This is a genomic window from Solibacillus isronensis (assembly GCF_023715405.1).
In the GTDB taxonomy this organism is placed as follows: domain Bacteria; phylum Bacillota; class Bacilli; order Bacillales_A; family Planococcaceae; genus Solibacillus; species Solibacillus isronensis_B.
Map to the genome: position 1 here is coordinate 870,826 of NZ_JAMBOC010000001.1, position 13,170 is coordinate 883,995.

Genomic DNA, 13,170 nt, shown 5'->3' on the forward strand with positions numbered 1-13,170 from the left:
TGATTATTCCAGATGCAGATTTCCAATTAAGTCGCTTTACGCATTGAGCGCATGATAAAGCTTACGATAAAGATTAAAACAATGGCACCGATTAATGCGGGGAATACATAGAAATCTGAAACTTTCCAGCCCCAGTTACCTAAAATCATGCTACCAATCCATGATCCGACAATACCTGCAATAATGTTACCGATAATGCCACCAGGTACATCCTTACCTAAAATGACACCCGCTAACCAACCTAAAATACCTCCGATAATTAAAAACCAAATGAAACTCATCATACTTTCCAACTCCTTTGTTTAAAATTATTGAATAATAATTGCATCTAGTTATTTATTTCCTATCAGGCAAAAGGTTAAACATTTTTTTAGCTGGAAGTTTTTAAGCAGATCCGGAAATTCTGGAAGTGAAATTACTTTATATTGAATAGTAATTAGGTAATGTATTTAATTTTATATAATTGATGCACCTAAACATGATTTAAAATGACCAAGTGCCCATTTATGACCGATTTCATTAAAACTCGCAACGGCATGTTCAGGAATCGTAATTTTATAGCCTAAATTATAGCTGTCCACTGCGGTATGCAAAATGCAAATATCAGTACATACTCCAACAAGTATAACTTCCTCCACATTGCGTTCACGAAGTAAAATATCCAAATTCGTCCCTGCAAAAGCACTATAACGGGTTTTATCAAATGAAATGACGCGATCTTTGTATGTTTCATATAGCTCTTTTACTGAACCATAAAGTTCACGACCTTTAGTTCCTACAATATTATGGGCCGGAAATAATTTTGATTCTGGATGATATGGATCGTTTTCCACATGTAAATCGTTAGCGAATACGACAACATCATTTTGTTCAATAAACTGTTCTATTAAAGTGCTAATATTATTTTCTATTGCCTGTCCCGGTTTACCGCAAGTTAGTTTTCCATCATCCGCTACAAAATCATACGTGTAATCAATTACAATTAAAGCTTTTTTCATCCGTATTTCACTCCTTATTAGTTGTAACGTTATTATGCCATGGTTAATGAAAAAATGTAGGTAAAATAATTAATTAAACATTCTAAATATTTTGATTTTTAATGTTTGATGATGTATAGTTAGGATATCAAATAAATGGGGTGATTAATATGGATATGGCAATAAAGAAGAAGCTGGACCGTCAAGGGTTAATTTTTGTAGGAATCCACAGTTTAATCATTTTGAATTTTGCTATTGAATTATTATTACTCTAATAGATTACGATACTTAATAGAATCTAGCCTGAATAGGTGCTAGGTTCTTTTTTATGGAGAAAAAGATTCGGACTCAATAATTATGTACAAAAAATTTTAAAAATTCAATTTTTATAAAAAGTGTGACGAAAGAGTAAAAAAGCAACATCAATAAGGATGAAAGCGATTGCATTAAATTCAGACTTTTTGAATTGTATAAAAAATTCAAAAAATAGTGTTGACGTTCTAGTTCATTTCGTACTATGATAACAACAATTTAGTACACCACATCACTCAAGCGACATTTTGATGTGAGCTTGCAAGGTGTAAAACATTCGATACTTTCTGATTGTAAAATTTCGAATATTCGAAATTTATATGAAAAATCGAACATATAAAAATACAGCTAGAGTAAAAGCATTACGTTGAGGGGCGTTTAAAATGAGAAGTGATATGATTAAAATGGGAGTGGACCGAGCTCCACACCGTAGTCTTTTATACGCTACAGGTAAAGTAAAGGCGAGAGATTTAGAAAAGCCATTTATCGGTGTATGTAATTCTTATATTGATATTATTCCAGGCCATGTCCATTTGCGAGAATTCGCGGACGTAGTAAAAGAGGCCATTATTGAAGCAGGCGGAATTCCATTCGAATTCAATACGATTGGAGTCGATGACGGAATTGCAATGGGTCATATAGGGATGCGCTATTCATTACCATCACGTGAGATTATTGCCGATTCAGCTGAAACGGTAATTAACGCACACTGGTTTGACGGAGTGTTCTACATACCAAACTGTGACAAAATTACACCAGGTATGTTAATGGCAGCTGTTCGTACAAATGTTCCTTCAGTATTCGTATCAGGAGGACCAATGGAAGCAGGTACTTCTTCTTCAGGTAAAACATTATCATTAACGAGTGTTTTTGAAGGGGTCGGTGCACATAAGGCAGGTACGATGACGGCTGAAGAGCTCCTTGATATCGAGAACAATGCATGTCCAACTTGCGGATCTTGTTCGGGAATGTTCACAGCTAACTCAATGAACTGTTTAATGGAAATGCTAGGATTAGCATTACCGGGTAACGGTACAATCGTTGCAACAAGCGAAAAACGTAAAGAACTGATTTACGAAGCAGCGAAACATTTAGTACGCATGATTAAAGAAGATGTAAAACCACGCGACATTGTTACAAAAGAAGCGATTGATGATGCTTTTGCTCTTGATATGGCAATGGGCGGTTCTACAAATACAGTGCTTCATACACTGGCAATCGCCAATGAAGCAGAAATTGACTACAACATTGAAGATATTAATAAAGTAGCAGAACGTGTTCCTTACATTGCAAAAATTATGCCGGCATCGGACATTTCGATGGATGACATTGCAAAAGCTGGCGGTGTTCAGGCGATTATTAATGAATTAACAAAAATTCCAGGGGCAATTCACCCTGACAGACCAACAATCGCAGGTGTTTCAATGCGAGAGCTTGTGAAAGACTATGAAATTACGAATGATCGTGTCATTCGCACAAAAGATAATCCATATAGTGCTGTAGGCGGACTTTCCGTATTATTCGGAAATATTGCCCCTGAAGGCTCGGTAATTAAGGTCGGTGCGGTTGATCCTTCTATTAAAACCTTTACAGGCGAAGCGATTGTATTCGAATCACAGGAAGAAGCACAGCAGGCAATCGATGACGGCGTAGTACGTGAAGGACATGTAGTTGTCATTCGCTATGAAGGTCCAAAAGGCGGGCCAGGTATGCCGGAAATGCTGGCACCAACTTCTGCGATTCAAGGGCGCGGGCTAGGAACGAAAGTCGCACTCATTACAGATGGCCGTTTCTCAGGTGCATCACGCGGCATTTCAATCGGCCATATTTCTCCGGAAGCGGCTGAAGGCGGTCCGATCGCATTAGTCGAAAATGGCGATACAATTATTATTGATTTGCCAAGCAGAACAATTAATTTACAAGTTTCCGACGAACTTCTTGCAGAGCGTCGTCAAAACTTAAAACCATTTGAACCAAAAATTAAGCGCGGCTGGTTGGCACGTTACTCTGCATTAGTAACAAATGCTTCCCAAGGCGGCGTAATGAAAATATAATCTGAATATATTAAAACGTTGATGAGGTTAAAGGATATAGAGTCTTGTATTTACCAGAGAGCCGGTAGTGGTGGAAGCCGGCGATACAACTATATCCGACATCCCCTCGGAGTGAGCTGTTAAACGCATTCGCTATTAGATAGCTCCGGGCATATTCGAATTGCTCGTTATTAATGAACCGTGCTCTTTGTTTAGTTGCACAAATTTCCTAATGGGAATTTTGAAATAAAGAGGCTCAGGCGGTTCGCGAGGTAACTAGGTGGACACTGTTTCTTATAGAAGCACATGTTCATCGATGTTATAAATGAGGGTGGTACCATGAAAAGTCTTTTTCATCCCTACGTAAGAGGTTTTCTTTTGCGTGCGGAGAACAAGGCTTTTTCTTTTTATCAAATTTTAAAAAATGACTTCATATATAAAGTTTTGAAAAAGGAAGGAGAAATTACTATGAGTGCAAACGTTTCAGTAAATCAAGAAATCGAAAAGCCCGAAGAACAACAAGTAACAAAACCGAGAGACGGTGCGGATATTTTAGTGCAGGCACTGCATGAACAAGATGTTGATATTATTTTCGGTTATCCGGGTGGGGCAGTTTTGCAAATTTACGATGCTCTTTACCGTAACCCGATTCGTCACATTCTGACACGCCACGAACAAGGTGCGATTCATGCGGCAGAAGGATATGCACGTGTTATGAATAAACCAGGTGTAGTAATTGCAACATCAGGACCGGGAGCGACAAACCTCGTTACAGGTATTGCCGATGCGATGATTGACTCGATTCCGTTAGTTATTTTTACAGGGCAGGTTGCGACATCCGTAATCGGTACAGATGCTTTCCAGGAAGCGGACATTATGGGAATTACAACACCGATCACAAAACATAACTATCAGGTGCAGGACGTAGCGGATATCCCTCGTATAGTAAAAGAGGCATTCCATATTGCCAACACAGGACGTAAAGGACCGGTTGTCATTGACTTCCCGAAAAATATCTCACAAACAGTGTTCCTGGATGAAATTAAAGCTCCGGAAGATATTTATTTACCGGGTTATCAACCGACAACAAAACCGAATTATCTTCAAATCCAAAAGGCAATTCAAGCATTAAGTTTAGCTAAAAAACCTTTAGTGCTAGCAGGTGCCGGTGTATTATTCGCAGATGCACGTGAACAATTGACAGAATTTATTGAAAAATATAATTTACCGGTTATTAATACATTGCTTGGTTTAGGCAGCATTCACGGACAGCACAAACAATTCTATGGAATGGCTGGGATGCACGGATATGCAACGGCAAATGACGCGATTACAAAATGCGACTTATTAATTAATATCGGTGCACGTTTTGATGACCGATTAACAGGAAATTTAGCAACATTCGCACCGAACGCTACGATCATCCATATCGATATCGATCCGGCAGAAATCGGAAAAAATGTACCAACTGATATTCCGATTGTTGCGGATGCAAAAGAAGCACTATTTGCACTGTTGAAAAAAGACTTCCAAGGACCGGATACGACAGAATGGATCCATTACTTAAATGATAGCCGTGATAAATATCCGCTTTGGTATGAAGATGCAGGAGAAGAAGTATTACCGCAGCAAGCAATTGAGATCCTTCATAAATTGACGGACGGAGAAGCGATTATCACAACGGATGTTGGACAGCATCAAATGTGGGCAGCCCAATACTATCATTTAAATAATCCGCATAACTGGGTAACATCAGGCGGCTTAGGAACGATGGGCTTCGGTTTCCCGGCAGCGATCGGTGCACAGTTTGCGAAACCTGAGAAGAAAGTTATTTCGATTGTAGGTGATGCAGGCTTCCAAATGACAAATCAAGAGCTTGCATTACTCAAAGAATTTAACTTGCCAGTAAAAGTAGTAATCCTTAACAACAGCTGTTTAGGAATGGTACGTCAATGGCAGGAAACTTTCTATGATGAGCGTTATTCACAAAGCTTAATGCCTATCCAGCCGGACTTCGTAAAACTTGCCGATGCATATGGCATTAAAGGCTACCGCATTGACAATATCTCTGAAGCGGAAGCGATCTTTGACGAAGCGATCAATTCAGACGAACCGGTTGTTATTGATTGCCGAGTGAAGCAACTTGTGAGCGTATTCCCGATGGTTGCGCCTGGTAAAGGGTTACATGAAATGATTGGAGTGATGAAGCCATGAAGCGAGTGCTGACAGTAACAGTAATTAACCAAAGCGGCGTATTGAACCGAGTGACTGGCTTATTAATGAAACGTCAGTTCAATATTGAATCGATTACAGTAGGTCATACGGAGCAGCCTAATTTTTCGAAAATGACGTTCATCGTCCATGTTGAAGATGAAAATAAAATCGAACAATTAATCAAACAGCTTTCGAAACAAATTGATGTATTAAAAGTAAATGATATTACTGAAAAAGCAATCGTTCTTCGTGAGCTGGCGCTTATTAAAGTAGTTTCACCGCCAAACTTGCGCCTGGAAATGAATGCAATCGTTGAGCCATTCCGTCCGCAAGTTGTCGATACATCAAAAAATGTCGTGACATATGAAGTAGTTGGTCACCCGGAAAAGATCGATGCATTTATCGAGTTACTTCGTCCATATGGCATTAAAGAGTTAACACGTACAGGTGCAACAGCAGCTATCCGTGAAGCACAAAAAATCGAAAGCCCGCAATTATCGATTTTAAAATAAGCAAACGGCCAATTTTATGTCAAAGATGGATACGTTGTATGTAGTGGAGGTGGCGACTCCTAGGGGATAAGCACGAGGGAGAGACTTTAGGCTCGAGCCGTGCCCCTGGAAAGCGTCCACCGCAACGGAATACAACATTACTCAATTGGTTTTAAACAGGGTGGAGGATGTCATCTGAAGCCCGAATTACAAAATAAAAAAACATTCAATTAATTGGAGGAAATGAAAATGTCAAAAATGTATTATGAAAACGAAATTAACGAGCAAGTATTACAAGGGAAAAAAATCGCGATCATCGGTTATGGTTCACAAGGCCATGCTCATGCGCTTAACTTAAAAGAATCAGGTTTTGATGTAGTAGTAGGTATCCGTCCAGGTAAATCATATGACGCTGCAAAAGAAGATGGCGTAGAAGTTAAATCAGTAGCAGAAGCAGCAGCAGAAGCAGATGTAATCCAAATCCTACTTCCGGATGAGCGTCAAAAAGCAGTATACGAAGCTGAAATCGCACCACATTTAACACCAGGTAAAGCATTAATGTTCGCACACGGTTTCAACGTACACTTCGGTCAAATTCAACCACCAGCAGATGTAGACGTATTCCTAGTAGCTCCAAAAGGCCCAGGTCACTTAGTGCGTCGTCAATTCACTGAAGGCGCTGGCGTACCAGGATTATTCGCAATCCACCAAGATGCGACAGGTCAAGCTCGTGATTTAGCTCTTGCATACGGTAAAGGAATCGGTTCAGCACGTGGCGGATTACTTGAAACTACATTTGCTGAAGAAACAGTTACTGACCTATTCGGTGAGCAAGCAGTACTTTGCGGTGGTACAACTGAACTTGTTAAAGCAGGTTTCGAAACATTAGTTGAAGCAGGTTACCAACCAGAATTAGCTTACTTTGAAACATTACATGAACTTAAATTAATCGTTGACTTAATGTTCGAAGGTGGTATGGCAACAATGCGCTACTCAATTTCTGATACAGCAGAGTGGGGCGATTATGTTTCAGGCCCACGTATTATCGACGCATCAGTTAAAGCTCGTATGAAAGACGTATTAACTGATATCCAAGATGGTACATTTGCGAAACGCTGGATCGCTGAAAACGAAAATGGTCGTCCTGAATATACAAAATTCAAAGAAGCTGGCGCAAACCACCAAATCGAAGAAGTTGGCGAAAAATTACGTGCTATGATGCCATTCATCAACCAAGGAAAACAAAAGGTAACAGTGAAATAATATGAGAAAAATTGACATTTTTGATACAACATTGCGCGACGGAGAACAATCGGCTGGTATTAATTTAAATACAGCAGAGAAAGTAGAAATCGCAAAACAACTAGAGCGTTTAGGTGTCACAATCATTGAGGCGGGATTCCCTGCCTCATCTCCAGGTGACTTGGAGGCGGTATCGTTAATCGCAAAAACAGTGAAGAATTCAATCGTCACAGGTTTAGCACGTGCTGTGAAAAGCGATATCGATGCAGTTTGGGAAGCAATTCGCCATGCTGAGCAGCCACATGTTCATACATTTATCGCAACAAGTCCGATTCATATGGAATATAAGCTTAAGAAAAACCCAGATGAAGTAATTGAGCAAGCTGTTACTGCGGTAAAGTATGCAAAAGAAAAATTCTCGCTTGTAGAATTTTCTGCAGAAGATGGTTTCCGTTCAGACAAAGAATTTTTAGTTCGTATTTGCCAGGAAGTTATTAAAGCTGGTGCAACAACGATTAATATTCCAGATACAGTTGGTTACGCATCACCGGAAGAATACGGCGCTTTATTCCGTTATTTACGTGAAAACGTAATCGGTGCAGAAAAAATTAAATTCTCTGCCCATTGTCATGACGATTTAGGAATGGCAGTTGCAAATTCATTGGCAGCCATCGAAAATGGTGCAGACCAAGTAGAATGTACGATTAACGGTCTAGGTGAACGTGCAGGAAATGCCGCATTGGAAGAAATCGGTGTTGCTCTACATATTCGTAATGACTTCTACGGTGTTGAAACTGGCTTGAACTTAAAAGAAATTAAACGTACATCACAGATGGTTAGCCGTTTAACAAATGTAGTCATTCAACCGAACAAAGCGGTTGTCGGTAAAAATGCATTCGCACATGAATCGGGTATTCACCAGGATGGTGTACTTAAAAATCCTGAGACATACGAAATCATTTCACCGGCACTGATCGGTGAAGACGATATCCCATTAGTTTTAGGAAAACATTCAGGCCGCGCAGCATTCCGTGACCGTGCTGAAACAATGGGCTTCCAGCTGTCTGATGAAAAACTGAACAAAGCTTTCGCTGAGTTCAAAAAATTAGCGGACCGCAAAAAAGAAGTGACAGAAGAAGATTTAACAACGATTTTAACTGAGCAGCAAGTTTCAATAGAAGATGTTCCGTTATTTGAACTTAAATCCGTTCAAGTTCAATATGGTACAGAAAATATTCCAACAGCTACTGCATCAGTTATGACTCCTGAAGGTGAGTTAAAAACAATCGCATCAACAGGGTCAGGTTCAGTCGAAGCCATTTTTAATACACTTGAACAGCTTGTTGGAGGTAAAGTCAATATTTTGGACTACCGAGTACAATCAGTCGGTAAAGGACGCGATGCACTTGGAGAAGCGGTCATTAATTTAAAATATAACGACTATACATCAACAGGACGTGACTCAGCACAAGATGTGCTGGAAGCAAGCGCAAAAGCGTATTTAAATGCAGTAAACAGACAATTGATTCAACAGCAAATACGCGATAAACAGGCAATTACAGTTTAACAGAATAATAAGGTTGTTCCCGTAAAGGAATACAACTTTAAGCTCTTTATATTAACAATAGCGCCATCTTAATCGGTGGCGCTTCTACATCAAGTTACTTCACGTAGAAAGAAAGGTGTTTTACAAATGGAAAAGAAAATTACAGTACTACCAGGTGACGGCATTGGTCCAGAGGTTGTTGCAAGTGCAGTAAAAGTATTACAAGTAATCGGGAAACGTTTTAACCATACATTTCATTTAAACTATGCGGCAATCGGCGGAGCTGCAATTGATCAGTACAATAATCCATTACCGGAAGAGACAATTGCGATGTGTGAAGCAAGTGATGCCATTTTATTAGGTGCAGTAGGTGGTCCGAAATGGGATAACAACCCGCCAGCATTGCGTCCGGAAAAAGGTTTACTAAAAATCCGCAAGCACTTTGATTTATTTGCGAATTTACGTCCTGTGAAAGCATTCCCAAGTTTACTTGCATCTTCTCCATTAAAGCGTGAAGTTGCGGAAAATGTAGACTTAATGATCGTCCGTGAATTAACAGGAGGGCTATACTTCGGGGAGCCACGTAAAAAAACAGATGCAGGTGCTATTGATACATGTGTGTATTCCCGTGAAGAGATCGAACGTATTGTCGAAAATGCATTCGAATTAGCACGTTTACGCCGAGGAAAACTTTGCTCGGTAGATAAAGCAAATGTACTGGATACATCCCGTTTATGGCGTGAAATTGTAGAAGAAAAGAAAAAGCAGTACCCAGATGTAGAAACAGAACACAACTTAGTTGACTCAGTGGCTATGAAACTGATTACTAACCCTGGTCAATATGATGTCATCGTTACAGAAAACTTATTCGGCGACATTTTAAGTGATGAAGCTTCTGTTATTACGGGTTCACTTGGTGTATTACCTTCTGCATCAATTCGCGGCGATAATTTTGGGCTTTATGAGCCTGTACATGGTTCAGCTCCTGAAATCGCAGGCCAAGGTGTTGCGAATCCGGCAGCAACCATTCTTTCAGTAGCAATGATGCTTCAATATTCATTCGGCTTAAAAGAAGAAGCTGCAGAAATCGAACGTGCTGTTGCAGCCGTATTCGAAGATGGCTACTACACAGCCGATTTAGCTCAGGAACATACACGTACATTGTCAACAGAAGAATGGACAGAAAAAGTACTAAACGAAATCGATGCAAGCTTCGTATCAGACAGCATTATGATTTCATATAATTAATTTCAAATCGAAAGAAAATTGTTGATGGTTTTGGATATCAACACTATATATGGTTAAGGAACGGTGAGAACTATGGGGAAAAATATTATTGAAAAAGTGTGGGAACAGCATGTCGTACATCGTGAAGAAGGAAAACCGGACTTACTTTATATCGACCTGCATTTAATTCATGAAGTTACAAGTCCTCAAGCATTCGAAGGACTACGCCTGGCAGGACGGAAAGTGCGTCGTACAGATCTATCGTTCGCAACAATGGATCATAACGTGCCTACAAAAAACCTGCCGACGATTAACGATCCAATCGCAAAAAAACAAATTATGACACTTGCTGAAAATGCAAAAGAATTCGGTATCGAACTAGCGGATATCGGTCATCCGGATCAAGGGATTGTTCACGTAATTGGACCGGAATTAGGTCTTACACAGCCTGGTAAAACAATTGTTTGCGGTGATTCACATACAGCAACTCACGGTGCATTCGGTGCAATCGCATTCGGGATCGGTACATCGGAAGTAGAGCATGTACTTTCGACACAAACATTATGGCAATTAAAACCGCCGACAATGGAAATCCGTGTTAGCGGTGAACTTGGTATTGGGGTAACAGCAAAAGACATCATTTTAGCCATCATTGCAAAATGGGGAATCGGTGTCGGTACAGGACATATCGTAGAGTATACAGGTGAAGCAATCCGCAAGCTTTCTATGGAAGAGCGTATGACAATCTGTAATATGTCAATTGAAGCTGGAGCAAAAGCAGGCCTGATTTCACCGGATAAAACGACAGTTGAATTTTTACGCGGTCGCCGTCATGTTCCTCAAGGTGAAAAATTTGAGGAAGCGGCAAAATACTGGTTAAGTCTTGCTTCTGATGCGGATGCAACATATGATGTTGTCCTTGAAATTGATGCTCAGGATATTGAACCGATTGTAACATGGGGTACAAATCCAGCGATGGGTGTCGGCGTTTCGAAAACAGTTCCTACTGCTGCTGATTATGACAATGAAACTGATAGATCTGCATTAAACAAAGCACTGAAATATATGGATTTACAAGAAGGCCAAAAAATTACGGATATTGAAATCCAACATGTATTTATCGGATCTTGTACGAACTCCCGTATTAATGACTTACGTGCAGCCGCTGAAATTGTTAAAGGCGAAAAGCTTGCACCGGGTGTGAAAGGAATTGTAGTTCCTGGTTCTTGGTCAACAAAACGCCAGGCAGAAGAAGAAGGTCTACATCAAATTTTCCTTGATGCCGGCTTTGAATGGCGCGAATCAGGCTGTTCTGCTTGCTTAGGGATGAATGAAGATGTTATTCCAGCGGGTGAGCGTTGTGCTTCTACATCTAACCGTAACTTTGAAGGACGTCAAGGTGCAGGTGCCCGAACACATCTTGTATCACCGGCGATGGCAGCAGCTGCTGCAATTCACGGACGTTTTGTCGATGTTCGTAAGCTACAAAAGCAGGAAGCATAAGGAGAGATCAGCATGAAACCGATTAATATAGTAAATAGTATTTATGCACCACTAGATCGTAAAAACGTCGATACCGACCAGATCATTTCAAAAGAATTTTTAAAACGCATTGAACGCACAGGATTCGGGCAATTCGTATTTTATCACTGGCGTTTTGATGAAAACGGTAATCCAATCGAGGATTTCGTGTTAAATAAACCAGAATATAAAAACGCAGAAATTTTAGTTGCACAAGATAACTTTGGCTGTGGTTCGTCACGTGAACACGCACCGTGGGCAATCCTTGATTATGGATTCCGAGTTGTCATCGCACCAAGTTTTGCGGATATCTTCCATAATAACTGCTTCAAAAACGGTATTTTACCGATTAAATTAACGGAAAACGAATGTGATGAAATTTTAGAAAAAGGTTTAGCAGAAGCACAGGCAATTGAAGTTAATTTAGAACAGCAATCAGTTACTACAGGTTACGGCAAAACGTATTCATTTGAAATCGATCCATATTATAAACAAATGTTATTAAATGGATGGGATGAAATTTCTCTTACATTCCAGTATGAAGAGCAAATTGCAGCATACGAGAAAAACCGAGTAGCATACTAATCTACAAGCCTCTTACTTTGGGTTCACCCTTAGCAAGAGGTTTTGTCTTATTTTACCGGTTGTTGTGGCAATTTTCCGATGCTATAATTTTCTTCAAATTGTTTAAGTATCGGGAGTGTATCAATGAAAAATGTATGGATTTGGATAGGCATAATATTTATCATTGGATTTATTATTAGCTACTGGATGTTTATCGTTGGAGCAGTTGTATTGTATTATGCGGTTAAAAAAATTATAAAATTTTCTAAAGAGAAAAAGAAACAAAGAATTTCAGAAGCCGATCAACTGAAAATTAACGAAAATCAGTCAACTATTGAATATAAAATGGAAAGACTGCTTACTTTGACGAATAATACGGATCCGAATAGTTTTAAGCGTCAGCAATATAAAAATAAGCAACAGCTGGACTTAAGGGATTACTGGTATAAATATTTGGATTTGCGAGCAAAGCTTATTTTGAACGATACGCCAACTTACCGTGAAGAAGAAGTATTGCATATTATGTGCGATGAACTGCTAATCCGAATGGATAACTTGGAAATCGAAGTAACAGATGCGGTGAAAAAAGAATTTATCGAAGAAAATTTAACACCATTGCTAAAAGATGTAGTGGAAATCATGGAAGATATCAGCCCAGTTAAAACAATTAATATGGATGCATACTGCTTATTAAAAGCAAGTAAACAATAAATTGGCAAGAGGTTGAAACAGTAGAAATAGAAATACTGTGGATAGAATTTAAAATTGATTGGAATGGAGGGCGAGTGTTCGTGCTGACGGTATCACCTTTCGCACTGTTAAAATACCAGCTAACGGCTACGCCTTTCGCTACAAGCAAAGCTTCCAGCGGGAATAGCGAAATTTATTTTGCGACGAAAGCGAAGCGTCAGGAGCACTGACGCCTGAGACGTTCGTGTAAGGCCACACCCGCAGAAAGCGTCCCGGAATGGAAATTAATTTTAATGCTCAGAAAAAAAGGCTATTTTTCTCTCAGAGAAGAATAGCTTTTTTGGGTTATGTAT

At 39.7% G+C, this 13,170-nt stretch carries 12 protein-coding genes; 10 read left to right on the forward strand and 2 right to left on the reverse strand.

What is annotated here, in order from left to right; all coding sequences use genetic code 11:
• Window positions 1-26: 26 nt before the first annotated feature.
• Together M3166_RS04520 and M3166_RS04525 are read right to left on the reverse strand one after the other, a co-directional pair.
• The gene (locus tag M3166_RS04520) at window positions 27-284 is read right to left on the reverse strand and encodes a GlsB/YeaQ/YmgE family stress response membrane protein (protein WP_251687726.1); all 258 of its coding nucleotides are present in this window, start codon (window positions 282-284) and stop codon (window positions 27-29) included.
• 171 nt (window positions 285-455) lie between these two features.
• Window positions 456-998, reverse strand: coding sequence for a cysteine hydrolase family protein (locus M3166_RS04525; RefSeq protein WP_251687728.1), 543 nt, complete (start codon window positions 996-998; stop codon window positions 456-458).
• Between the two features lie 674 nt (window positions 999-1,672).
• On the opposite strand from M3166_RS04525, the gene ilvD reads away from it, so the two are divergent.
• The 10 genes from ilvD (at window position 1,673) to M3166_RS19330 (ending at window position 13,047) form a co-directional block, all read left to right on the forward strand.
• Window positions 1,673-3,343, forward strand: a complete 1,671-nt coding sequence (ilvD, locus tag M3166_RS04530; protein WP_251687729.1) for a dihydroxy-acid dehydratase — start codon at window positions 1,673-1,675, stop codon at window positions 3,341-3,343.
• Window positions 3,344-3,790: 447 nt separating this feature from the next.
• Complete coding sequence (ilvB, locus tag M3166_RS04535; RefSeq protein ID WP_251687731.1) at window positions 3,791-5,536, forward strand: biosynthetic-type acetolactate synthase large subunit; 1,746 nt, start codon at window positions 3,791-3,793, stop codon at window positions 5,534-5,536.
• Entirely contained in the window at window positions 5,533-6,048 is a 516-nt protein-coding gene (gene ilvN, locus M3166_RS04540) for an acetolactate synthase small subunit (RefSeq protein ID WP_008403681.1), read from the forward strand. Before ilvB ends, ilvN begins: the two co-directional genes overlap by 4 nt.
• A 228-nt stretch (window positions 6,049-6,276) precedes the next feature.
• Entirely contained in the window at window positions 6,277-7,290 is a 1,014-nt protein-coding gene (ilvC, locus tag M3166_RS04545) for a ketol-acid reductoisomerase (protein WP_079526917.1), read from the forward strand.
• 1 nt (window position 7,291) lies between these two features.
• On the forward strand, window positions 7,292-8,836 hold the full coding sequence (locus tag M3166_RS04550) for a 2-isopropylmalate synthase (protein ID WP_251687733.1): 1,545 nt from the start codon (window positions 7,292-7,294) through the stop codon (window positions 8,834-8,836).
• A 126-nt stretch (window positions 8,837-8,962) separates the two neighbouring features.
• The gene (gene leuB, locus M3166_RS04555) at window positions 8,963-10,063 is read left to right on the forward strand and encodes a 3-isopropylmalate dehydrogenase (protein ID WP_251687735.1); all 1,101 of its coding nucleotides are present in this window, start codon (window positions 8,963-8,965) and stop codon (window positions 10,061-10,063) included.
• 72 nt (window positions 10,064-10,135) lie between these two features.
• Window positions 10,136-11,545 carry a 3-isopropylmalate dehydratase large subunit gene (gene leuC / locus M3166_RS04560; RefSeq protein ID WP_251687737.1) on the forward strand — a complete coding sequence of 470 codons (1,410 nt, stop codon included), beginning with the start codon at window positions 10,136-10,138 and terminating at the stop codon, window positions 11,543-11,545.
• 12 nt (window positions 11,546-11,557) lie between these two features.
• On the forward strand, window positions 11,558-12,148 hold the full coding sequence (gene leuD / locus M3166_RS04565) for a 3-isopropylmalate dehydratase small subunit (protein WP_251687739.1): 591 nt from the start codon (window positions 11,558-11,560) through the stop codon (window positions 12,146-12,148).
• Between the two features lie 123 nt (window positions 12,149-12,271).
• Entirely contained in the window at window positions 12,272-12,838 is a 567-nt protein-coding gene (locus M3166_RS04570) for an ABC transporter substrate-binding protein (RefSeq protein ID WP_251687741.1), read from the forward strand.
• 74 nt (window positions 12,839-12,912) lie between these two features.
• On the forward strand, window positions 12,913-13,047 hold the full coding sequence (locus M3166_RS19330) for a hypothetical protein (RefSeq protein ID WP_285848729.1): 135 nt from the start codon (window positions 12,913-12,915) through the stop codon (window positions 13,045-13,047).
• The last annotated feature ends 123 nt before the right edge of the window (window positions 13,048-13,170 follow it).

What these genes read in the sequence shown, in the direction of transcription:
- M3166_RS04520 (WP_251687726.1), bottom strand. Translation starts at nt 284, where the DNA reads ATGATGAGTTTCATTTGGTTTTTAATTATCGGAGGTATTTTAGGTTGG.
- M3166_RS04525 (WP_251687728.1), bottom strand. Translation starts at nt 998, where the DNA reads ATGAAAAAAGCTTTAATTGTAATTGATTACACGTATGATTTTGTAGCG.
- ilvD (WP_251687729.1), top strand. Translation starts at nt 1,673, where the DNA reads ATGAGAAGTGATATGATTAAAATGGGAGTGGACCGAGCTCCACACCGT.
- ilvB (WP_251687731.1), top strand. Translation starts at nt 3,791, where the DNA reads ATGAGTGCAAACGTTTCAGTAAATCAAGAAATCGAAAAGCCCGAAGAA.
- ilvN (WP_008403681.1), top strand. Translation starts at nt 5,533, where the DNA reads ATGAAGCGAGTGCTGACAGTAACAGTAATTAACCAAAGCGGCGTATTG.
- ilvC (WP_079526917.1), top strand. Translation starts at nt 6,277, where the DNA reads ATGTCAAAAATGTATTATGAAAACGAAATTAACGAGCAAGTATTACAA.
- M3166_RS04550 (WP_251687733.1), top strand. Translation starts at nt 7,292, where the DNA reads ATGAGAAAAATTGACATTTTTGATACAACATTGCGCGACGGAGAACAA.
- leuB (WP_251687735.1), top strand. Translation starts at nt 8,963, where the DNA reads ATGGAAAAGAAAATTACAGTACTACCAGGTGACGGCATTGGTCCAGAG.
- leuC (WP_251687737.1), top strand. Translation starts at nt 10,136, where the DNA reads ATGGGGAAAAATATTATTGAAAAAGTGTGGGAACAGCATGTCGTACAT.
- leuD (WP_251687739.1), top strand. Translation starts at nt 11,558, where the DNA reads ATGAAACCGATTAATATAGTAAATAGTATTTATGCACCACTAGATCGT.
- M3166_RS04570 (WP_251687741.1), top strand. Translation starts at nt 12,272, where the DNA reads ATGAAAAATGTATGGATTTGGATAGGCATAATATTTATCATTGGATTT.